Source organism: Xenorhabdus aichiensis (assembly GCF_028598775.1).
In the GTDB taxonomy this organism is placed as follows: domain Bacteria; phylum Pseudomonadota; class Gammaproteobacteria; order Enterobacterales; family Enterobacteriaceae; genus Xenorhabdus; species Xenorhabdus bovienii.
Genome location: NZ_JAQRFO010000001.1, coordinates 150,908 through 172,622 on the forward strand (window position 1 = coordinate 150,908; position 21,715 = coordinate 172,622).

The 21,715-nt window shown below is 43.3% G+C and carries 19 protein-coding genes; 15 read left to right on the forward strand and 4 right to left on the reverse strand.

From position 1 onward, the window contains the following. Window positions 1-134: 134 nt before the first annotated feature. A complete protein-coding gene (locus PSI22_RS00760) occupies window positions 135-1,403 on the forward strand; it encodes an MFS transporter (RefSeq protein ID WP_370688961.1) in 1,269 nt (422 codons plus the stop codon). A gap of 96 nt (window positions 1,404-1,499) precedes the next feature. Here PSI22_RS00760 and PSI22_RS00765 read toward each other — a convergent pair whose 3' ends face one another. Beyond that, a complete protein-coding gene (locus PSI22_RS00765; RefSeq protein WP_273577860.1) occupies window positions 1,500-2,132 on the reverse strand; it encodes a helix-turn-helix domain-containing protein in 633 nt (210 codons plus the stop codon). Window positions 2,133-2,425: 293 nt separating this feature from the next. On the opposite strand from PSI22_RS00765, the gene tus reads away from it, so the two are divergent. Further along, window positions 2,426-3,352, forward strand: coding sequence for a DNA replication terminus site-binding protein (gene tus / locus PSI22_RS00770; RefSeq protein ID WP_273577861.1), 927 nt, complete (start codon window positions 2,426-2,428; stop codon window positions 3,350-3,352). Between the two features lie 72 nt (window positions 3,353-3,424). Here tus and fumC read toward each other — a convergent pair whose 3' ends face one another. Next, window positions 3,425-4,819 carry a class II fumarate hydratase gene (fumC, locus tag PSI22_RS00775; RefSeq protein ID WP_238099384.1) on the reverse strand — a complete coding sequence of 465 codons (1,395 nt, stop codon included), beginning with the start codon at window positions 4,817-4,819 and terminating at the stop codon, window positions 3,425-3,427. A 174-nt stretch (window positions 4,820-4,993) separates the two neighbouring features. Between fumC and manA the strand changes: the two genes are divergently transcribed. The 3 genes from manA to add all read left to right on the forward strand — a co-directional run bounded on the left by manA (window position 4,994) and on the right by add (window position 9,006). Beyond that, on the forward strand, window positions 4,994-6,172 hold the full coding sequence (gene manA, locus PSI22_RS00780) for a mannose-6-phosphate isomerase (protein WP_273577862.1): 1,179 nt from the start codon (window positions 4,994-4,996) through the stop codon (window positions 6,170-6,172). 171 nt (window positions 6,173-6,343) lie between these two features. Further along, the gene (locus PSI22_RS00785; RefSeq protein WP_273577863.1) at window positions 6,344-7,795 is read left to right on the forward strand and encodes a YdgA family protein; all 1,452 of its coding nucleotides are present in this window, start codon (window positions 6,344-6,346) and stop codon (window positions 7,793-7,795) included. A 209-nt stretch (window positions 7,796-8,004) separates the two neighbouring features. Further along, window positions 8,005-9,006: an adenosine deaminase gene (gene add / locus PSI22_RS00790; RefSeq protein WP_273577864.1), complete on the forward strand. Its 1,002-nt coding sequence runs from the start codon at window positions 8,005-8,007 to the stop codon at window positions 9,004-9,006. Between the two features lie 40 nt (window positions 9,007-9,046). Here add and PSI22_RS00795 read toward each other — a convergent pair whose 3' ends face one another. Together PSI22_RS00795 and PSI22_RS00800 are read right to left on the reverse strand one after the other, a co-directional pair. Then, on the reverse strand, window positions 9,047-10,030 hold the full coding sequence (locus PSI22_RS00795) for a bile acid:sodium symporter family protein (RefSeq protein ID WP_273577865.1): 984 nt from the start codon (window positions 10,028-10,030) through the stop codon (window positions 9,047-9,049). Between the two features lie 28 nt (window positions 10,031-10,058). Then, window positions 10,059-11,099, reverse strand: coding sequence for an oxidoreductase (locus PSI22_RS00800; protein WP_273577866.1), 1,041 nt, complete (start codon window positions 11,097-11,099; stop codon window positions 10,059-10,061). A 150-nt stretch (window positions 11,100-11,249) separates the two neighbouring features. On the opposite strand from PSI22_RS00800, the gene PSI22_RS00805 reads away from it, so the two are divergent. The 10 genes from PSI22_RS00805 (at window position 11,250) to bla (ending at window position 21,651) form a co-directional block, all read left to right on the forward strand. Next, on the forward strand, window positions 11,250-11,690 hold the full coding sequence (locus PSI22_RS00805; protein WP_273577867.1) for a DUF2569 domain-containing protein: 441 nt from the start codon (window positions 11,250-11,252) through the stop codon (window positions 11,688-11,690). Between the two features lie 124 nt (window positions 11,691-11,814). After that, window positions 11,815-12,396: an electron transport complex subunit RsxA gene (gene rsxA, locus PSI22_RS00810; RefSeq protein WP_273577868.1), complete on the forward strand. Its 582-nt coding sequence runs from the start codon at window positions 11,815-11,817 to the stop codon at window positions 12,394-12,396. Beyond that, window positions 12,396-13,013, forward strand: a complete 618-nt coding sequence (rsxB, locus tag PSI22_RS00815) for an electron transport complex subunit RsxB (protein ID WP_038192111.1) — start codon at window positions 12,396-12,398, stop codon at window positions 13,011-13,013. The genes rsxA and rsxB overlap by 1 nt, the downstream gene beginning before the upstream one ends. Further along, entirely contained in the window at window positions 13,006-15,252 is a 2,247-nt protein-coding gene (gene rsxC, locus PSI22_RS00820; RefSeq protein WP_273577869.1) for an electron transport complex subunit RsxC, read from the forward strand. Before rsxB ends, rsxC begins: the two co-directional genes overlap by 8 nt. 12 nt (window positions 15,253-15,264) lie before the next feature. Next, complete coding sequence (gene rsxD, locus PSI22_RS00825; RefSeq protein WP_273577870.1) at window positions 15,265-16,344, forward strand: electron transport complex subunit RsxD; 1,080 nt, start codon at window positions 15,265-15,267, stop codon at window positions 16,342-16,344. A gap of 9 nt (window positions 16,345-16,353) precedes the next feature. Further along, a complete protein-coding gene (gene rsxG / locus PSI22_RS00830) occupies window positions 16,354-16,980 on the forward strand; it encodes an electron transport complex subunit RsxG (RefSeq protein WP_273577871.1) in 627 nt (208 codons plus the stop codon). Beyond that, complete coding sequence (locus PSI22_RS00835; protein ID WP_273577872.1) at window positions 16,980-17,687, forward strand: electron transport complex subunit E; 708 nt, start codon at window positions 16,980-16,982, stop codon at window positions 17,685-17,687. The genes rsxG and PSI22_RS00835 overlap by 1 nt, the downstream gene beginning before the upstream one ends. 14 nt (window positions 17,688-17,701) lie before the next feature. Next, a complete protein-coding gene (gene nth, locus PSI22_RS00840; protein WP_273577873.1) occupies window positions 17,702-18,334 on the forward strand; it encodes an endonuclease III in 633 nt (210 codons plus the stop codon). A 348-nt stretch (window positions 18,335-18,682) separates the two neighbouring features. Beyond that, a complete protein-coding gene (locus PSI22_RS00845; protein ID WP_273577874.1) occupies window positions 18,683-20,623 on the forward strand; it encodes an exoribonuclease II in 1,941 nt (646 codons plus the stop codon). 137 nt (window positions 20,624-20,760) lie between these two features. Beyond that, window positions 20,761-21,651: a class A beta-lactamase gene (gene bla, locus PSI22_RS00850; protein ID WP_273577875.1), complete on the forward strand. Its 891-nt coding sequence runs from the start codon at window positions 20,761-20,763 to the stop codon at window positions 21,649-21,651. Window positions 21,652-21,715: the final 64 nt, after the last annotated feature.

A 21,715-nucleotide genomic window follows, 5' to 3' on the forward strand; every position in this document is an offset into this window, starting at 1 on the left:
CATCACTCATCACCATATTAATATTTTAAACATATCATTCATTACGATTAATATATTAGACAAAATATTCATGAATTCCTATTCTTAATCGAAATTAAGTCGTTAGCATTTTTTACATAAGTTAAGGAAGTCACGTGAATACAGCCCCAAGCGTCAGTGAAAAATCAGCAGTTCCTGACGTTGAGAGTGATGTTGAAATCAATCGACGACATGAAAATGAGCAGCGCTATATTCAACGAGACGATGCTGTATATCTTCGTGTTACCCTATCTTTCTTTGCCGTAGGACTAGCAACTTTTGCGTTACTTTACTTTGTTCAGCCTATATTGCCCATCTTATCAGAGGAATTTAATGTCTCCCCAGCAAGCAGCAGCTTGGCACTATCTCTATCCACCGGTATGTTATCTCTTGGCTTATTGATAACAGGTCCTTTATCAGATGCTCTTGGCCGTAAAAATGTCATGGTAATATCACTGGCTGCTGCTGCCATTTTTACCCTCTTGAGTACAGTAGTGACGAGCTGGAACGGGCTTTTGGTTGTCCGCGCGCTGATTGGGTTGTCATTAAGTGGTGTTGCCGCTGTTGCAATGACCTATTTAAGCGAAGAAATCCATCCTAGTTATGTTGCGTTGTCTATCGGGCTTTACGTCAGTGGAAATTCATTGGGAGGAATGAGTGGGCGTTTGATTACAGGTGTGATTGCGGATCATTTTCCTTGGCGGTTTGCTATCATTTTACTGGGTTCATTTGCACTAATTGCAGCTATCGCATTTTGGAAAATGTTACCACCTTCCAAAAATTTTAAACCAAATTCATTAAAACCTAATACCTTGTTTATCAACCTGAAACTGCATTTTCGTGACCAAGGCCTGCCTTTATTGTTTGCTGAAGCTTTCTTATTAATGGGCTGTTTTGTCACTATGTTTAACTATATTGGTTATCGACTATTGGATGCGCCTTACTATTTTAACCAGACCATTATTGGATTATTGTCGATAGTTTATTTAACAGGAACTTACAGTGCGACAAAAGCAGGTGCTTTGACAAATAAACATGGGCGTGGAAAGGTGCTACTGGTTGCGATCAGCATGATGTTGATTGGCGGTTTCATTACAATATGTTCTTCCATCTGGGCAGTTATGCTTGGCATGATGGTACTAACTACGGGATTTTTCGCTGCTCATTCGGTTGCTAGTGGGTGGGTCGGATGGCGAGCTAAACGAGCCAAAGCGCAAGCCTCATCCCTTTATTTATTCTGCTATTACGCAGGCTCCAGCGTTGCTGGAACATTAGGTGGCGTATTCTGGCTGCATTTTCAATGGAATGGTGTAGCTATATTCATTTCATTATTAATAATAATCGCATTTTATTTAGGCTTAAAACTTAACAAACTTGAAAAGTAATAAAATTAAATTGCCGGTATTCATAAACATATTCCGGCAATTTTTTACCAAATAAAGTTTAACATCATTAAATTGTTTGTTTTTCACCCTTTCACTTTAATAATAAGAATGCATTGGTAATGAATTAATTTTTACTAAATGCCCATCAATTATTTCAATATAATTTTCTCTTTTCAACGACGATAATACACGTTGTATACAGCTGCGTGAAAGAGTACATCTTTGTTCTATGTATTTGATGACAGATGTATTTTCGTGAAATTCAGTAGGCAGAGTTATAAGTCGGGATAATAGACTGCACACAACTTCTTTGGCTCCAGGACGAAAAATACTGACATCTCTTGCATACAAAAAAGCCATCTTATATGAAATTATCCTCATCCATTCTCTATAAAGATCATGTTTTTTTATAGCATTCAAAGCATTAATACGAGGGAGTTGATATAGTCTGCAATGAGGGCCAAGTTCAATGGAATAATAGACATCAGAGCCAGAATAGAAAGATAACCCTATAATATAAGGTGAAAAAACCGTTGCAATGATTAAACCGTCATCTACTCTTCGTATATTTACATACCCCCGCTGCAATAAAAAAAATTTAGCGAACTCATTTTCAACTCTAAGCAATTTACCTTGTGTCGGTAAATCAGAAGCAATTAATTCAGAATACGGTAATAGCGTATCAACTACCTTTTCAAAGGAATTCACTGGCTTGACTAATTTTTTCATCTTAAACAACCTTGGTGCTGTGTTTGGCTCCACTCTATCAACGATATAAAGTGAACAGTTTTTCTTATACTTATTACATGAATACTTATTGAAACTTGTTAGATAATCAGTAATTCCTTTTTTGATTTTTATCACAACAGTGAAATGTTTCGCAACAGACGTTTTTCTTTTTGTTGTTTATTAGGCTTTTTTTGTATTTTGTTGAAGATTTACTCCTTTTATTGTTATACTAATAAGTATGTTGTAACTAAATATAAATGAAAAAGCCACATCATTTATCGCTGAGAGTCCTTATGAATAAATACTTTTCAATAGAATCACTTACGTCCAGCTTCAAAAAACAGGAAGAAAAATTGGCTGAACTCGTTGGATTATTGATGGACTACCCGCTCATTAATGCGCGGGTGTTTGAATTGCCTCAAATTGAAAAAGGCGAAGAACATGAGCAGATTACTGAAATTGCAGTCAACCCATTACAGGGAAATGACGCTCTCAACTTAGGGCTACATTTCTACCAAAAGCTATTCATACACCATAACCACCCCAATATCAGCAGCAAAGCTGCAAGTCGGTTACCTGGTGCGTTATGTTTTGCTGTTAGCCACCAGCAATATAAAACAGCGATGAACGTTATCAATGAAGTTAACCAGCTTAAGGCCGAACTGGAAAATATCGTCACCAAAGAGTCAGGCGTCAGCAAAGAACAAAGATTTGAATTTGTCCATGACCATCTACGCGGTCTAATTACCCTGAATGCCTACCGCACTATCACTCCCCTAGTGAATCCAGACTCTATCAATTTTGGTTGGGCGAATAAAAACATCATTAATAAAGTCACCAAACAACAAGTTCTTGAACAGTTGGAAAAAAGTTATAATTCAGGACGAGCGGTTCCTCCCTACTCTAGCGATCAATGGGCTGCATTGGTTGCATTAGAAATCACGGATATTAAGAAATTACCTGATGATGCGATATTGAAAATCAAAAGGCCTGTCAAAGTTCAGCCTATTACCCGCGTTTGGTATTCAGAACTGCAAAAACAGGTGCAATATGCCTGTCCATTGCCAATTATTGCTTTTTATACAGACGATTGCGAAATGAAACCGAAGATAGGTACATTATCAAATTATAATGCCAATGCCATCAAGCACCGATATAAACCCAAAGCCAAACCACTTGAATTAGTTATCCCACGCTTACATCTTTATCGGGAAATATAAAGCAAAAAACCGGGGGATTTCTCCTCCGGTTTATATCGTCAATGACTTAATTTTGTCACTGGGTAGTCAGAATTACTTCATGCTACCAACCATATCTTCTGGACGAACCCATGCGTCAAATTCAGCATCGGTCAAATAACCCAGTTGCATCGCTGACTGCTTCAGCGTCAGACCATCTTTATGTGCTTTTTTAGCAATCTCTGCGGCCTTATCATAACCAATATGGGTATTCAAAGCCGTTACCAGCATCAGAGATTCGTTCAGCAATTGAGTAATACGATCACGGTTAGGTTCAATACCAACAGCACAATGCTCATTGAAGCTACGCATACCATCCGCTAACAAGCGAATTGATTGAAGGAAGTTATCGATCACCATCGGACGGAATACGTTCAGCTCAAAGTTACCAGATGCTCCGCCAATGTTAATTGCCACATCGTTACCCATCACTTGTGCACACAGCATTGTCATGGCTTCGCACTGAGTCGGATTCACTTTACCCGGCATAATTGAGCTACCTGGCTCATTTTCAGGAATGGAAATTTCACCAATACCACAACGAGGGCCAGAAGCTAACCAGCGAACATCATTAGCAATTTTCATCAGAGATGCAGCCAGACCTTTCAATGCTCCATGTGAATGAACTAATGCATCACAAGTTGCCAGTGCTTCAAATTTATTTGGGGAAGTAACGAAAGGTTGGCCAGATAATTCAGCGATTTTCTTCGCAACACGAACGGCATATTCAGGGTGCGTATTCAGGCCAGTGCCTACCGCTGTACCGCCCAGTGCCAATTCACATACGTGAGGAATGCTATCTTCAATATGTTTCAGGTTATGAGTCAGCATTGCTGCCCAACCAGAAATTTCCTGACCCAGAGTCAGAGGAGTCGCATCTTGCAGGTGAGTACGACCAATTTTTACGATGTCTTTAAATGCTGCCGCTTTATCTGCCAGGGTTTTTTGTAATGCTTTCAACTCAGGCAATAGCTGCTCACTCAATCCAATAACTGCTGCAACATGCATGGCTGTTGGAAAAACGTCATTGGAACTTTGGCTTTTGTTAACATCATCATTGGGATGAATCAGACGTTCATTACCCCTCTGACCGCCAAGGATCTCACTACCACGGTTCGCCAACACTTCATTCATATTCATGTTGCTTTGAGTTCCCGAACCAGTCTGCCAGATAGCAAGAGGGAACTCTGTTGGGTGTTTGCCTTCCAACACCTCTTTCGCCGCAGCAATAATTGCATCACTACGTTCTTTAGGCAAAAGGCCCAGATCCATATTGACACTGGCCGCAGCCTGTTTAGTCAATGCAAGAGCATGAATCAGCGCAACAGGCATTTTTTCCTGAGAAATGCGGAAATGCTCCAGTGAGCGCTGAGTTTGCGCTCCCCATAATTGGTCAGCAGGTACTTCAATAGGTCCCATTGAGTCTTTTTCAATGCGAGTGGCTGCCATTACTATCTCCTTAGCACACAGAATAATTGAATACGCCGGATCAAAATTTGCAGATAAATTAGTCGGCATTCTATTATCATGCCATAAATTTATTATCCATAATGCGACCTGATCGTGTTTATTGTATTGTTGTCATATAAATAAGTTTATTTTTTTATTATAGGAAGTCTTGCCATGCTGAAAATGACCAACCAGATCCAACATTATGACTGGGGAAGTAAAACCGCCCTGACGGACATCTACGGTATTAAGAATCCAAATAATCAGCCAATGGCAGAACTATGGATGGGTGCACATCCGAAATGCAGTTCTCAGGTCACTGATCCCAAAACAGGTGAGACCATAGCGTTGAATGCACTGATAGCCCAAGAGCCAGAAAAATATCTGGGGAAAAAAGTGGTTGAACAATTCCAGCGGTTACCGTTCTTGTTCAAGGTATTATGCGCAGCCCAGCCACTTTCCATTCAAGTACATCCGGACAAGTCATCGGCAGAAACAGGATTTGCCAGAGAAGATGCAACTGGTATTCCTTTAAATTCTCCCCAGCGCAACTACAAAGACGATAATCATAAGCCTGAATTGGTGTATGCTGTGACTCCGTTTAAGGCAATGAATGCCTTTCGGCCTTTGTCAGACATTGCTCAATTACTTGGCCATGTTTCTGCCGCACATCCCGATATTCAGGCATTTATCCAGAACCCGACTGAATCGCATCTATCGTTTCTCTTTTCCCAGTTGTTGACTATGCAAGGCGAACAAAAACGTTTGGCGCTCGCCGTTTTAAAATCAGTGCTGAACAATCGAGAGGGAGAACCTTGGGATACCATCAGAAAAGTGACTGCCTTCTATCCCGATGATAATGGTTTATTCACCCCCCTGCTGCTGAATATCGTTGAACTGAAACCAGGCCAAGCTATGTTTCTCTATGCCCGTACACCTCACGCTTATCTCGAAGGTGTGGCCTTAGAAGTCATGGCCAATTCAGACAATGTCCTGCGCGCCGGCTTAACCAGCAAACATATTGATGTTGCCGAGTTGATGGCTAATCTGGATTTTGTTTCCAAACCCGCCGATACTCTACTGACTCTCCCAAAACAGGAAAAAGATGCTCTGAATTACCCTGTTCCTGTCAATGATTTTTACTTTTCTGTTTATGATGTTTCAGAACAGCCAATAACACTGAAAAATGATTCTGCTTCGGTTCTATTTTGCTTTGAAGGTCAAATAATTATCAGTTCGGATGAACAGCAACAGCAATTGAGATTATTCTCAGGTGAATCAGTTTTCTTATCTGCTATAGAAAAAAACTTGACTGTTCATGGTAATGGGAAAATTGCTAAAGTATCTAATTAATGAGTTTAGATCCATAGGGCTACACCTTTTCATTGGTTGTTAATGACTCTTTTATTGAAAATTGATTAAAAATTTTTTAGTTAAACTATACAATTAACAACCATTATCGACATTAAAGACAGAACGCATACTTCCGTAATGTTGTATGCATAAAAAGGATGGAATTTCCACATGAAAAAATCGTTAGTAGCTGTAGGTGTTATTGTTGCGTTAGGTGCAGCATGGACTGGCGCATCATGGTATACAGGGAAACAAATTGAAGGCCGCCTGAATAACATCATTAAGACTGTAAACACTCAACTTGCAAAATCATTTCCTGAAAGTGCTATTGAATTGCAAACGAAAGATTTTCAACGTGGCGTTTTCAGTTCTGATGTCCGCTTGATCCTCAAAATCAAAGATGGCGTGAAAAATACGGACATCAAACCAAATGAAGAAATTATCTTCAAATCCAGTATAGGACATGGCCCGTTACCCATTTCTGACCTGAAAAAACTTCATCTGGTTCCGAAAATGGCATCTATCCATTCAGAGCTAGAACAGAGCGAAGCAACAAAAGCCTTATTTGAAGCTACCAAAGGTAAATCCCTGCTCACCATGGAAACCAAAATAGGTTATAGCGGTGGCCTTTCTACTGATATTGACTTTATTCCTGTTGATTACACAGCGAAAAATGGCAATAAACTGGTTTTTTCAGGTGCCAAAATCGATGCTGAAATTGCCCGTGATTTAAGTAATTTCAAATTTGATGTGAAAAGCGATAAGCTGATTTTCAGCTCTCCTTCCAAACACGAAGAGCTGACTCTTAAAGGCATTGGCTTTAAGGGCGACAACAAGAAAGGTAAATTCGACCTGTATCTTGGCGATCAAAATTATAATATTGATGAAATCACCTTGAGTTCAACGAGTGATGACAGCTTCTCTCTCAAGGGAATGAAAATAACTTCTAAGGTAGGAGAAACTGACAAGAACCTGAATCTGAATGTCTCTTATGGCATTGATGGCCTCAAACTCAAGAACATGGATCTTGGCTCAGGTCAATTGGTTATCGGTATGAGTAATCTGGATGGTCAATCAGTCCGTAAATTTAGTCAGGCTTATAACGATGCCACGGCAAAAGCACTGACTTCAGAGGCTCTATCTACCGATTCAGTGTCTAATAAAGTTATCGAAAACGCACATCTGCTGTTTAATAATAACCCGCAATTCAGCCTTGAGCCGATGAAATGGAAAAACAGTAAAGGCGAAAGCTCGGTAAACTTCAAACTCGCATTGAAAAACATACCAGAAAATAAAGACTCGCTGATCCTCATGGGACCAGAAGAAATGATCCGTACCCTTCTTCAAGAACTATCTTTGGATGTTAAGATCCCCAAACCTATGTTGATAGAGTCTATCACTCAAGCCAAAATACTTGATGGAAAGACAAAAGAGGCTGCAGAAGCCGAGGCTACTCAAGAAGTACAGATGATAGCCAGCCAAGGTGTTTCGTTTAAGATCCTCACCGATGAGAATAACGTGATCGGCCTTAAGCTCCACTATGCCAATGATAAAGTTGAATTGAACAACAAAAAATCCGACTTGCATCAATTCTTGCTTGATAATCACTTAATCGGCTCCTAAGATGGCAGACAGACCCGTTTAATTATACGGGTCTGTCTATTACGGGTACCCAAATCTGAAGAAAGTCATCACAAGAAAGTACATGCTTAGGGTTAAAAAACCTACACAGCAAAAGCATCGCAAAAACTTCGATAGTACTTTCATTTTCTTGCCAGTCAATGTGTTGACTGGCTTTTTTGTATATATCTATTTGATAAGAAGGATAAAAAATGATTGATACACGGCTTCCCCTGACCGATTTACACCGTCACCTTGACGGCAACATTCGTCCTGAAACCATTCTGAAACTCGCCCGTCAGCATAATATCCCGTTACCAGCTTATGAGCTGGAAGCATTGCGTCCTCATGTCCAGATCACTGAAAACGAACCTAATCTTATCAGTTTCCTGCAAAAACTGGATTGGGGAGTAGCGGTACTGGCAGATTTAGATGCCTGCCGCCGTGTTGCCATTGAAAACGTTGAAGATGCGGTCAATGCTGGGCTTGATTATGCAGAACTGCGTTTTTCACCTTATTACATGGCAATGAAACATCAGCTCCCCGTTGAAGGTGTGGTTGAAGCGGTAATTGATGGTATTCACTCTGCCAGTCAGCAACTTGATGTTCAAATACGTTTGATTGGCATTCTGAGCAGAACGTTTGGCGAAAAGGCCTGTTCTCAGGAACTCGCTGGCCTTCTCGCTCATAAGCAACACATTACAGCGCTGGATTTGGCAGGTGATGAGCTTGGCTTCCCTGGTCATCTGTTTGAGCAGCATTTCATCCAAGCACGTGATGCAGGTTGGAACATTAGTGTGCATGCTGGAGAAGCCGCTGGTGCAGAAAGTATTTGGCACGCTATTCGTGATTTAGGAGCAACCCGGATCGGCCACGGCGTGAAAGCAATTACCGATCCCGTATTGATGGATTACCTGGCAAAACACGGCATCGGTATTGAATCTTGCCTGACATCGAACCTGCAAACCAGTACTATAAATTCCCTGTCAGCCCATCCGCTGAAACAATTCCTTGCGCATGGCATTCTGGCATCAATCAATACAGATGACCCAGCGGTTGAAGGGATCGAAATTCGCCACGAATATAACGTTGCTGCGCCTGCGGCTGGGTTATCACCCGAACAAATCCGACAAGCACAGATTAATGGATTGAAAACTGCATTCCTCAGTGAAGCAGAAAAACAAGCGCTGAAAGCCAAAGCTGCAAATCGCTAGAAGACTGCTAAAAAGCAGTCTTTATTGAGAAGGCAGAAAGTTAATCTGCCTTTTTTGGACGCCTTGCATAACGCTGGGCAAGTACTGCACAAACCATCAGTTGAATCTGATGGAAAATCATCAACGGTAGCAGCATCACACCTACCATTGAAGCCGGAAACAATACATTAGCCATCGGTACACCATTGGCGAGGCTTTTTTTGGAGCCACAGAAGACAATAGTAATTTCATCTTCTTTACTGAACCCAAACAAACGCGAGCTGTATACATTAATCATCAATACCATAGCCAATAAAACACAGCACACAACGCCTATCATCATAAGCGAATAAGCATCAATTTTATGCCAGATACCCTCCACCACCGCCTCACTGAATGCAACATACACCACCAGCAAAATAGAAGATCGATCAGTCGTGTTGACCAATTTTTTATGTTTTTCCACCCAACTGGCAATCAGTGGACGCGATAGGTGCCCAACAATAAATGGCACCATCAGTTGCAGGATAATATCTTTTATCGCTTTCCACGTATCAGTATGACCACCACCATCATTAGTCTGAATCAACAAGCCGACCAATAATGGAGAAATAAACACACCCAACAAACTGGAAGCCGAAGCACTGCATATGGCTGCTGAGACATTGCCCTTTGCTACGGAAGTAAAGGCGATAGCAGATTGTACGGTAGCAGGCAAAGCGCAAAGATAAAGAAATCCCATATAGACCGTTGGCGACAGCCATTCCGGTACAATAAAATACAGCCCCATTCCCAATATCGGGAACAAAACAAAGGTACTCAGAAAAATCACCAGATGCAGCCGCCAGTGCCCAATTCCCGCTAGAATCGCACCACGGGACAGCTTAGCTCCATGCATGAAAAACAGGAGTGCAATAGCCGCTGTCGTCAAATATTGAAACCACTTTTTCGATTCTCCTTCACAGGGGAAAAGCGTTGCTATGATCACTACTGTAATTAGTGTTACCAGAAAAGGGTCGATCCTTAACTTCTGCCACCAGCTCATCAATATTGCTCCCCTTGTTCTATCATTCTCAATCGATAAGGATCGTGCGTTGCTCTTTTGCTGATTTTTCACCGGCTTCAATCAGTTTCATAATCAAAATAGCCTCATTTGCAGTCACAGGGTTGGGTTTTCCAGCCACAATAGCATCACGGATAGCCGCATAATATGCGCCATAATTGCCCGGTAGAGTCGGAATAATTTGTGTTATTAAATCGTCTCCTTGTGACAACGTCACGCTTCCATCACGTACATCGTATCCCCAATCAGTCCGTGGTGGTCTTTCCCCTGCTTTCAAACGCTCTTCTTGTGTATCCAAACCATACTTCACATAACTACCTTCCATACCATGCAGTATATAAATCGGAGACTCTGCTGCTGCGACCGTTGTTGCATGTAATACAACTTTCAAATCTGGATAATTCAACTGAGCATGAAAATAGTCTACCGCCTCGACATTTGGACGAATCATACCTAAATCCACGGTGATAGCATGTGGCTTACCAAAGAGTTGAACCGCCTGATCCAATAAATGAGGTCCCAAATCGTACCAAATTCCTCCACCAGCTCCCGCAGCTTCCCGCCAGCGCTGACGAACCACCGGACGGTAACGGTCAAAGTGGGATTCATAATATTTCAATTTTCCCAATCGATTATCTTGAATCAATGACTTAACTGTTAAAAATCCGGCATCCCAACGGCGATTATGGAAGACAGACAGCAACAAATTAGCCTCTTCCGCCTGCTTTTTAAGTGCTTCAGCTTCTTCCACTGTAATGGTGAAAGGTTTATCAACTACAACATGTTTACCGGCTGCCAGAGCTTTCTGTGCCAATGGATAATGAGTATCATTGGGCGTTGGGATCACAATCAGATCAATATCTGGATTACTGAATAACGCTTCCGGCGAGGAAACTACAGTAACAGTCGGCCAATCTTTTCTGACTTTTTCTGTATCACTGCTGGAAATCGCAACTAATTCAACATTAGATGTACCTGCAATTAATGGCGCATGGAACGTTTTACTTGCATAACCATACCCTACTAGACCAACCTTTAAAAAATCACTCATAACCGCCTCTCAAAATTTTTGTAATACAGCTAACGGGTCTCAAGACGTCAGAAAATATCACCACCTTTCACCAATTAGCAAATAATCAAGGTTCCTGTGTTACTATCTTTTTCCTATATCAAAATACTCATCATGGAGTGAAGATTCTTTATGTATCAATCCAATGATTATTACCGTATTAACGGCTGGTTATTGGCTCCCGCCGCCTATCTGATTATGACACTTATTGCGGCCAGTTTAATGCTGTTGCTATATTTAATAACGCTCATCTACAGAAACGAAGCTGTCCACCAAATGGACGGAAACTTTACCTCTATGTGGTATATATCAGTATTAACCACGGCAATGATGTGGTGTTTTACTCTCTGGGTATTAAAGTTGCTTTTTATTCGTTCAAAACGATTCCCGCGTATCTTTATTATCTGGCTCATGGTCTCTGTTCTAATTGCCATAAAAACCTTCGCCTTTTCCCCCATTTCTGACGAGATGGCTATTCGTTCTCTGTTATGGCCGCTATTAGCTGCCGCTGTTTTCGTTCCTTATATCAAGCGTTCCCATCGGGTGAAAATGACTTTCACACAAGATCGATAACATCCCCTACAATCGATTGTTATCATTGCCCCGCTTGTTTCATCGCAAGGTGGGGCAATCTCTGTCATTTTCATTGACTATAAACAGTACTTTACTTTCAAATATATTATTTTCAGGTATAGCAATGACTGAATACCTTCTTTTATTTATTGGCACAGTGTTAGTTAATAATTTTGTTTTAGTAAAATTTTTGGGCTTATGTCCTTTTATGGGCGTTTCCAAAAAACTCGAAACAGCCATTGGCATGGGGCTGGCAACAACATTTGTTCTGACCTTCGCCTCCATCAGTTCATGGCTGATAAACACTTTTATTCTTGTACCATTGGATTTAGTTTATTTACGCACACTGAGTTTTATCCTTGTTATTGCCGTTGTCGTCCAATTCACCGAGTTGGTCGTCCGAAAAACCAGCCCGACGCTCTATCGGTTACTGGGGATTTTTCTGCCATTGATCACAACTAACTGCGCAGTTCTCGGTGTCGCGTTACTGAACGTCAATCAATCACATAACTTTCTGCAATCAGCTATATATGGTTTCAGCGCCGCAGTCGGTTTTTCCCTTGTGATGGTACTGTTCGCCGCTATTCGTGAACGTCTGGCAGTTGCCAACATTCCTGCCCCTTTTCGTGGTTCATCGATAGGGCTTATTACTGCAGGGTTGATGTCCCTTGCATTCATGGGCTTTAGTGGTTTGGTGAAATTCTAATGATGTCATTATGGATTGCTATCGGTGTGTTGAGCCTGCTGGGGTTAGCCTTTGGCTTAATTCTAGGTTTTGCTGCCCGTCGTTTTAAAGTAGAAGAAGATCCTATTGTTGAGAAAATCGATAACCTGTTGCCTCAGAGTCAATGTGGGCAATGTAGCTACCCGGGCTGTCGACCGTATGCAGAAGCGATTGCCAATAATGGAGAAATGATAAACAAATGTGCTCCAGGCGGAGAGCAGGTAATGCTCAAGATGTCAGAACTGCTAGGTGTTGACCCTCAGCCGCTGGATGGCGATGACAGTGTACAGAATCCGGCAAGAAAGGTGGCTTTCATTGATGAGGAGAACTGCATAGGCTGCACCAAATGCATTCAGGCATGTCCGGTCGATGCCATTATTGGCGCAAACCGTGCAATACACACTGTAGTTGAAGATCTCTGTACAGGCTGTGATCTGTGTGTCGCACCTTGTCCAACAGATTGCATCACAATGATCCCTGTCGCTACTACTACATCAAACTGGAAATGGGATTTGAATTCCATTCCGGTCAGAAATATTCCGATTAATCCAATCTTTGTTTCTCCTACTAAGCCTGTTGAGGTTAAAGCTAATGTTTAATCTGTTCAACTTGCTTAACAAAAATAAAATCTGGGATTTTGAGGGTGGTATCCATCCACCAGAAATGAAACTGCAATCCAGCCGTACCCCATTACGCCATGCGCCACTGCCGGATGAATTAATTATTCCTCTGCAACAACATTTAGGCCCAGAAGGTGAATTACTGGTTAAAGTTGGTGACAAGGTACTGAAAGGCCAACCTTTGACGGTTGGTACAGGCCGTACCGTACCAGTCCATGCATCTACGTCAGGGACTATCACGGCAATTGAACCCTGTGTCACTGCTCATCCTTCCGGACTGAAAGAATTATGTGTCCGCCTGTATTCAGATGGTGAGGATAAATGGTGTGAACGTATTCAAACCTCGGATTACACTTCCCTCAATACCCGCATTTTATTGCAACGCATTCAACAGGCAGGTATTGCCGGTCTGGGTGGCGCAGGCTTCCCTACCGCGTCAAAGCTACAAGGTAGTCGGCACGATCTAAAAACGTTGATCATCAATGCAGCAGAGTGTGAACCGTACATCACGGCAGATGATCGTCTGATGCAGGAACATGCCAACGAAGTTATTGAAGGTATACGCATTTTGATGCACTTACTCAATCCAGAGCGAGTGTTGATTGGCATTGAAGATAATAAGCCTGAAGCGATTGATGCGCTGAATACCGCTCTTAATGGTGACGACTCCATCGTTGTACGTGTTATCCCCACAAAATACCCGTCGGGTGGTGCAAAGCAACTTACCAAGATCCTGACAGGCAAAGAAGTACCATCTGGTGGGCGTTCCTCCGATATTGGTGTTCTCATGCAGAATGTCGGCACAGTCATGGCCATCAAACGAGCTATTATCGATGGAGAGCCGTTAATCGAACGTATCGTGACTCTGACTGGAGAAGCCGTTACTGCACCCGGAAATTTCTGGGCACGTCTGGGTACTCCCATTCAATTTCTACTGCAACAAGCAGGATTCAAAGCCAAGCCAGAACAAATGGTTATTATGGGAGGGCCATTAATGGGCTTTACCCTGCCAGATCTAAACGTACCTGTCGTCAAAATCAGTAACTGCATTCTTGCCCCTTCCATTCAGGAAATGGAACCGAAAACGGTTGAAGAGGCCTGTATCCGCTGTGGCTTATGTGTTGAAGCTTGCCCGGCTGGGCTATTACCTCAGCAGCTTTATTGGTTCAGTCGCGGACAGGAGCATAAAAAAGCCAAAAATCATCATCTGTTCGACTGTATTGAATGTGGTGCCTGCGCTTACGTATGTCCAAGCAATATTCCTTTGGTTCAATACTACCGTCAGGAAAAAGCAGAAATACGCGCCATAGATGCAGAAACACGCCGTTCGGCCGAAGCCAAAATCCGCTTTGAAGCCAAACAAACGCGTATGGAACAAGAAAAACTGGCTCGCGAGGAACGCCATAAGAAATCGGCTGTTCAAGTGGATAGCAAAGATCAAAGCGCTATACAGGCGGCCCTTAGCCGAGTGAAAGAAAAACAGAAAAATGCTGGTGAAGCTATCAATGTTCAAGCTGGGCAATTACCTGATAATGAAGCAGCCATTGCAGCACGTAAAGCCAGAAAAGAGCAATTGCGTACTCGTCAGGAAGAGAAACCAGCAGCAATAACCGTAAATACAGAACCCGCCACACCAACTGAAAGCGATGATCCTCGCAAAGCTGCACTTGCAGCCGCAATAGCCAGAGCAAAAGCGAAAAAGGCGACTCAAAGTGAAAAGGTGACAACGTCACAAGAAGATTCACAAAATAACGCGGATGACAAACAAGATCCACGTAAGGCAGCCGTTGCTGCGGCCATCGCTCGCGCTAAAGCTAAAAAAGCCACGCAAAATCAGTCCAAACCTACGCCACAGCAAGAAGAGGTTACCGCTGTACCGGAAGAAGCTGATCCTCGCAAAGCTGCTGTCGCTGCGGCCATCGCCCGTGCTAAAGCTAAAAAAGCCGCGCAAAATCAGTCCAAACCTACGCCACAGCAAGAAGAGGTTACTGCTGTATCGGAAGAGGCTGATCCACGTAAAGCTGCCGTCGCTGCGGCTATCGCCCGTGTGAAAGCCAAAAAAGCCACACAAAATCAGTCCGAACCAATACCACAGCAAAAAGAAGTTACCGCTGTACCGGAAGAGGCTGATCCTCGCAAAGCTGCTGTCGCTGCGGCTATCGCCCGCATGAAAGCCAAAAAAGCAGCGCTTGAAAAACAAAAAACTCCAACAGAATAGTGACATTTATCGATGAAATTCAGGCCAGTAAAAACTGACAATAACCAGCTAAAAGTCGCCAGTTCGCCTTTTACACACAATCAAAAAAGTACCAGCCAGATCATGCTGTGGGTAGTTTTAGCCGCCATACCCGGTATAGCGGTACAAACCTATCTATTTGGCTATGGAACCCTATTCCAGATATTGCTGGCAGTTATTACCGCCTTACTCGCTGAGTCTGTAGCCATTGCCATGAAAAAACAGGTGATAGCTCCATTCCTCAAAGACAACTCAGCGCTAGTGACAGGATTGCTGTTAGGAATCAGCCTGCCCCCTTTAGCACCGTGGTGGCTGATCGTACTTGGCACATTCTTTGCGATTATCATCGCCAAACACCTGTATGGTGGGCTTGGGCAAAACCCATTTAACCCTGCCATGGTGGGTTATGTCGTTTTGCTTATCTCATTTCCAGTACAGATGACAAGCTGGCTACCACCAGTGTCCTTCCAGGCACTCACGTTAACTCCTTGGGATTGCCTGATGGTGATCGTTACAGGGCATACGCCTGATGGTTCTACTTTGCTTCATCTACAACAAGGTATCGATGGGCTCAGTCAAGCCACACCTCTGGACAGCTTTAAAACCGGCAGATTGACCCACAATATTGATGAGGTATTACAGCAACCAATGTTACAAGGTACTTTGGTCGGTATTGGCTGGCAGTGGGTCAATGTCGCTTACCTGATTGGGGGGCTGATTATGCTGAACAGAAAAGTTATTAGCTGGCAGATCCCAACCGCATTTATTTTAGCGCTGTGCACCTGTGCTTTGCTTAGTTGGCTCATCGACCCAACCCGCTATTCACCCCCTTTACTCCAGATTTTTTCCGGTGCAACTATGTTGGGTGCATTTTTTATCGCAACCGATCCGGTTAGTGCATCAACCACATCGAAAGGCCGGCTAATTTACGGTGCTATTATCGGTATGTTGATTTGGATTATCCGTGTATATGGTGGTTATCCAGATGCCATAGCATTTGCCGTCTTATTGGCAAATATCTGCGTGCCACTGATCGACCATTACACTCAACCTCGTGCCTACGGCCATAAATAAGGGGATTCCATGTTAAAAACCATGCGACGCCACGGGATTACCCTCGCAATTTTTGCGGCCTGCACTACAGGGCTGACTGCCATCGTCTATTCTTTGACAAAAGATCGGATTGCCGAGCAAGCTGCACTACAACACAAGATACTGCTCGATCAAGTTGTCCCTCCCACACTGTATAACAATAATATGCAAGATGAATGCTATGTGGTGACGGCTGATGCATTGGGCAACAAACAACCCCATCGACTTTATCTCGCCCGTAAAAATGGCTCTCCCGTTGCGGCTGCGATAGAAAGTACCGCACCAGATGGCTATTCAGGTGCAATTCAATTATTGGTAGGTGCTGATTTTTCAGGCAATGTATTCGGCGTTCGTGTAACTGAACATCATGAAACACCGGGCTTAGGCGATAAAATCGACACACGTATTTCCAATTGGATCTATTCTCTTTCTGACAAAAAAGTCGTTTCAGACAACGATCCTCATTGGGCTGTTAAAAAAGACGGCGGGGAATTTGACCAATTTACAGGAGCAACCATCACGCCACGTGCCGTCATAAATGCAGCTAAATGGACAACCCTCTATTTGAAAACCATTCCCGCACAACTTTCTTCACTACCAACTTGTGGAGTTGAATAATGAGTGAAACCAAGAAACTATTTTCTCAGGGGTTATGGAAAAACAACTCCGCATTAGTCCAGCTATTGGGGCTTTGTCCTCTGCTGGCTGTCTCTTCTACTGCCACCAATGCTCTGGGGCTGGGGTTGGCGACAACGTTGGTTCTATTAAGTACCAACATTGCTGTGTCTGCTTTACGTCGCTGGGTTCCCCATGAAATCCGCATTCCTATTTATGTGATGATCATTGCCTCTGTCGTCAGTGCCGTCCAGATGTTAATCAATGCATTCGCCTTCGGATTATATGAATCATTGGGGATATTTATCCCTTTGATCGTGACTAACTGCATCGTCATTGGCCGTGCTGAAGCTTACGCATCAAAAAACTCGATCTACAATTCCACAATTGATGGCCTTGCAATGGGGCTCGGCGCAACCTTTTCCCTATTCGTACTGGGAGCCATACGAGAAATCTTAGGAAATGGCACCATTTTCGATGGCGCAGATCTGTTATTGGGAAGTTGGGCAAAATCATTACGCATTGAAATTATGCATATGGATTCTCCATTCCTGTTAGCCATCCTGCCACCGGGTGCATTTATCGGATTAGGCTTGATGCTGGCAGGAAAATACATCATTGATGAACGCATCAAAAATCGGGCTGATAATCAAGCACGTCGCTATGACAACGTAGAAAAAGGCTGTGGCAGCCATATCACGAAAAGCTGAGGACGTAATCAGGTATGAATCAACAAAAACGGATCGCAATTTTAACCCGCCTACAGAATAACAACCCACAGCCAACTACCGAGTTGGCTTTCAATTCTCCTTTTGAGTTGCTGATATCTGTATTACTGTCAGCACAGGCGACTGACGTCAGCGTCAATAAAGCGACCACAAAGTTGTATCCGGTTGCCAATACTCCACAGACGATCCTCGATCTGGGTGTTGACAGTCTGAAAGAGTATATAAAAACCATCGGGTTATATAACACCAAAGCCGAGAACGTGATTAAAACCTGCCGCATTTTGTTAGAAAAGCACCAGGGCGAAGTACCGGAAGATCGCGCGGCTCTGGAAGCACTGCCGGGAGTTGGCCGCAAGACTGCTAATGTCGTTTTAAATACGGCTTTTGGCTGGCCGACTATCGCCGTCGATACGCATATCTTTCGTGTCTGCAATCGTACCCAATTTGCTCCAGGGAAAAACGTTGATGAAGTCGAGAAAAAGTTACTGAAAGTTGTACCGGCTGAATTCAAGCTTGATTGCCATCATTGGTTGATTCTACACGGCCGCTATACCTGCATTGCCCGTAAACCTCGCTGTGGATCTTGTATTATTGAAGACCTATGTGAGTATGCTGATAAAACTGAGTGATAAAAATACCTAAATAGAATAGCGATATTAATAAGTTATCTATAAGTTCATATATTATTTAGGAAAGCCCTCGATCAACAATCTGGCCGAACCATTCTCCATCCCCCAGCCAACCGTCTATCGCACACTTGGCCATGAGTTGTAGGAAGGATCGGCCCACAACAAAATTTGATGACATTGACCAATCGCCTGAAGGGACCCGCTTTCAGCAGATATAAGCTGTATCATTATTGACCTTTTTAGTCAGTTTTGCGTGTTTTGATAAGATGTTACTTGCTCCATACCCCTGATTCGCGTAAAACTGTTATCCAAAATTATCGATAATAACTCCATATTCCCCAGATTATTATGTTTCAAGACAATCCGCTGCTTGCACAGCTAAAACAGCAACTCCACGCTCAGACCCTACGCGTAGAAGGTTTAGTTAAAGGAACTGAAAAAGGCTTTGGATTTTTGGAAGTCGATGGCCAGAAAAGTTATTTCATTCCACCACCACAGATGAAGAAAGTGATGCATGGCGATCGTATTACCGCCGCTATTCACACCGATAAAGAGAAAGAAATCGCTGAACCAGAAGCCTTGATTGAGCCATTTCTGACCCGTTTTGTAGGAAGAGTCCAAAAGAAAGAGAACGACAACCGACTGTGGATTATTCCGGATCATCCATTATTAAAAGATACAATCCTTTGCCGTCCTGCTAATCAAGTCACCCATAATTTTGAAAATGGCGATTGGGCAGTAGCTGAAATGCGCCGTCATCCACTGAAAGGTGATCGGGGATTTCAGGCTGAAATTACCGGTTACATTACCAAAGGTGATGATCACTACGCACCTTGGTGGGTAACTCTGACACGCCATAGTCTGCAACGTGAAGCTCCAACAATGCCCGATTGTCAGTTGGATGATGGTTCGCTGGAGCGTATCGATCTGACCGCTCTCGATTTTGTCACCATCGACAGTGCAACAACCGAGGACATGGACGATGCGCTGCATATCGTCAAGAATGATGATGGCAGCCTGAAATTGTCCATCGCCATTGCCGATCCAACTGCCTATATCAAAGCTGACAGTGAATTAGACAAAATTGCCTATCAGCGCAGCTTCACTAACTATCTGCCAGGCTTCAATATTCCTATGCTGCCTCGCGAACTCTCTGATGATTTATGTTCGCTGCGGCCAAACGCTCGCCGTCCTGCACTAGTTTGCCAGGTTTCCATTCTGGAAGATGGGCAATTGGGCGACGACATGCAATTTTTCGCTGCATGGGTAGAATCGAAATTTAAACTGGCTTACGACGATGTTTCTGACTGGCTGGAACACCAAGCCGGCTGGAAACCAGAATCAGAAGCAGTCACTACCCAAATCACTCTCTTACAAGAGATGTGCGAACGCCGCAATCAATGGCGTCATCAATATGCCCTGGTTTTCAAAGAGCGTCCAGATTATCGCTTTGTCCTTGATAAAGGTGGCAATGTTGTTGATATCGTTATTGATCAACGTCGTTCTGCCAACCGCATTGTTGAAGAAGCGATGATTACTGCGAACCTATGCGCAGCCAAGATCCTGCGTGACAAATTAGGTTTTGGCGTTTATAACGTTCATACTGGTTTCGAACCAACACAAATTGATCAAGTTGTGGACGTTTTAAAGGAAAATGGTATTGAAACTGAAGCAAATGCACTGCTAGAACTGGATGGTTTCTGCCAGTTACGCCGTGAATTGGATCAACAACCGACTCAATTCCTCGATAGCCGTATCCGTCGCTTCCAAACGTTTGCAGAAATCAAACCCGAACCAGGCCCACACTTTGGACTGGGTTTTGATGCCTATGCGACTTGGACATCTCCTATCCGTAAATACAGCGATATTATTAACCACCGTTTGTTGAAAGCTATCATTCAGCAAACCGAAGAAGAAAAGCCATCCGAAGAGGTCTGCCTGCAACTGACAGATCGTCGTCGCGCAAACCGCATGGCAGAACGTGACGTAGGCGACTGGCTCTATGCCCGTTTCCTACATCCTCATGCTGGCACAGATAAAACTTTCTCTGCTGAAATTGTGGATATTACCCGTGGTGGCCTGCGCATTCGTCTGGTTGACAATGGTGCTATCGCTTTCGTTCCAGGGCCATTCCTGCACGCCGTGCGTGATGAGCTTCAGTGCAGTCAAGAGACCGGTTCCGTTCTTATTAAGGGTGAAGCCGTTCATCGTTTGAATGACATTATTAATGTACGCATTGAAGAAGTCAGAATGGAAACCCGTAATATTGTGGCACGCCCTGTTGCCTGATATTACAAATAGTTTAAAGAAAACAGTAAATAAACTGCCGCCAATAACAAGCGGCAGTTTTACAATCAGCACGAGATAATTTGCTCAATCCAGCTTCCCGTTAACATTATTTCCATTACCTTAAGGAAATACCTGATATGCCATTTTCCTCATTAAGACTCACACGAATATCAGCAACGATTTTCCCTCTACTTGGTGCCCTGATAACGTTTCCAATCCATGCTACTACTCAACAAAATCAAATTACCAATCAGCTTTCGGCTCTGGAAAAAAATGCCAATGGCCGTCTTGGCGTTGTATTAATAGACACTGCAGACCATTCAACAATTACCTATCGTGCACACGAACGCTTTCCATTATGCAGCACCAGCAAAATGATGGCGGTGTCCGCTCTTCTGAAAAAAAGCGAAACCGATGAGGGTTTGTTAAATCAGCGCATCCACTACCAGCAATCTGACATTGTCGAATACAGCCCCATTACAGAAAAACACCTCAAAGATGGTATGACACTAGCAGAGCTAAGTGCCGCAACCATCCAATACAGCGACAATACAGCGATGAATCTGCTACTTGATCAATTAGGCGGTACGCATGATGTGACACGATTCGCCCGATCTATCGGTGACAGCGCATTCCGCCTTGATCGCAAAGAGCCTGAGTTAAATATGGTTACGCCAGGTGATGAGCGCGACACGACAACCCCACAGGCCATGGCTGACAGCCTGTATAAATTAGCATTGGGTAATACACTTGCTGCAACACAACGCACATACTTGGTTGAGTGGTTGAAAGGAAACACAACAGGCGGTATCAGCATTCGTGCCGGGGTGCCAGATAATTGGATTGTGGGAGATAAAACGGGTCGCTGCGACTATGGTTCTACAAATGATATTGCGGTGATTTGGCCTGATAAAGACAAAGCTCCCTTGATTCTGGTGACCTATTTTACCCAACCCAGTGATAAAGACGCCAAAGCGCATAATGATGTTCTTGCTGCGGCTGCACGTATTATGACGCAAGAAAGATAAAAAACACAAAACGTTCATTTACTACATATTACTTAACAGGCTATACAATCCAGTTATGCATAGC

Coding starts and splice junctions, on each gene's coding strand:
- PSI22_RS00765 (WP_273577860.1), bottom strand. CDS start 2,132: ATGAAAAAATTAGTCAAGCCAGTGAATTCCTTTGAAAAGGTAGTTGAT.
- tus (WP_273577861.1), top strand. CDS start 2,426: ATGAATAAATACTTTTCAATAGAATCACTTACGTCCAGCTTCAAAAAA.
- fumC (WP_238099384.1), bottom strand. CDS start 4,819: ATGGCAGCCACTCGCATTGAAAAAGACTCAATGGGACCTATTGAAGTA.
- manA (WP_273577862.1), top strand. CDS start 4,994: ATGCTGAAAATGACCAACCAGATCCAACATTATGACTGGGGAAGTAAA.
- PSI22_RS00785 (WP_273577863.1), top strand. CDS start 6,344: ATGAAAAAATCGTTAGTAGCTGTAGGTGTTATTGTTGCGTTAGGTGCA.
- add (WP_273577864.1), top strand. CDS start 8,005: ATGATTGATACACGGCTTCCCCTGACCGATTTACACCGTCACCTTGAC.
- PSI22_RS00795 (WP_273577865.1), bottom strand. CDS start 10,030: ATGAGCTGGTGGCAGAAGTTAAGGATCGACCCTTTTCTGGTAACACTA.
- PSI22_RS00800 (WP_273577866.1), bottom strand. CDS start 11,099: ATGAGTGATTTTTTAAAGGTTGGTCTAGTAGGGTATGGTTATGCAAGT.
- PSI22_RS00805 (WP_273577867.1), top strand. CDS start 11,250: ATGTATCAATCCAATGATTATTACCGTATTAACGGCTGGTTATTGGCT.
- rsxA (WP_273577868.1), top strand. CDS start 11,815: ATGACTGAATACCTTCTTTTATTTATTGGCACAGTGTTAGTTAATAAT.
- rsxB (WP_038192111.1), top strand. CDS start 12,396: ATGATGTCATTATGGATTGCTATCGGTGTGTTGAGCCTGCTGGGGTTA.
- rsxC (WP_273577869.1), top strand. CDS start 13,006: ATGTTTAATCTGTTCAACTTGCTTAACAAAAATAAAATCTGGGATTTT.
- rsxD (WP_273577870.1), top strand. CDS start 15,265: ATGAAATTCAGGCCAGTAAAAACTGACAATAACCAGCTAAAAGTCGCC.
- rsxG (WP_273577871.1), top strand. CDS start 16,354: ATGTTAAAAACCATGCGACGCCACGGGATTACCCTCGCAATTTTTGCG.
- PSI22_RS00835 (WP_273577872.1), top strand. CDS start 16,980: ATGAGTGAAACCAAGAAACTATTTTCTCAGGGGTTATGGAAAAACAAC.
- nth (WP_273577873.1), top strand. CDS start 17,702: ATGAATCAACAAAAACGGATCGCAATTTTAACCCGCCTACAGAATAAC.
- PSI22_RS00845 (WP_273577874.1), top strand. CDS start 18,683: ATGTTTCAAGACAATCCGCTGCTTGCACAGCTAAAACAGCAACTCCAC.
- bla (WP_273577875.1), top strand. CDS start 20,761: ATGCCATTTTCCTCATTAAGACTCACACGAATATCAGCAACGATTTTC.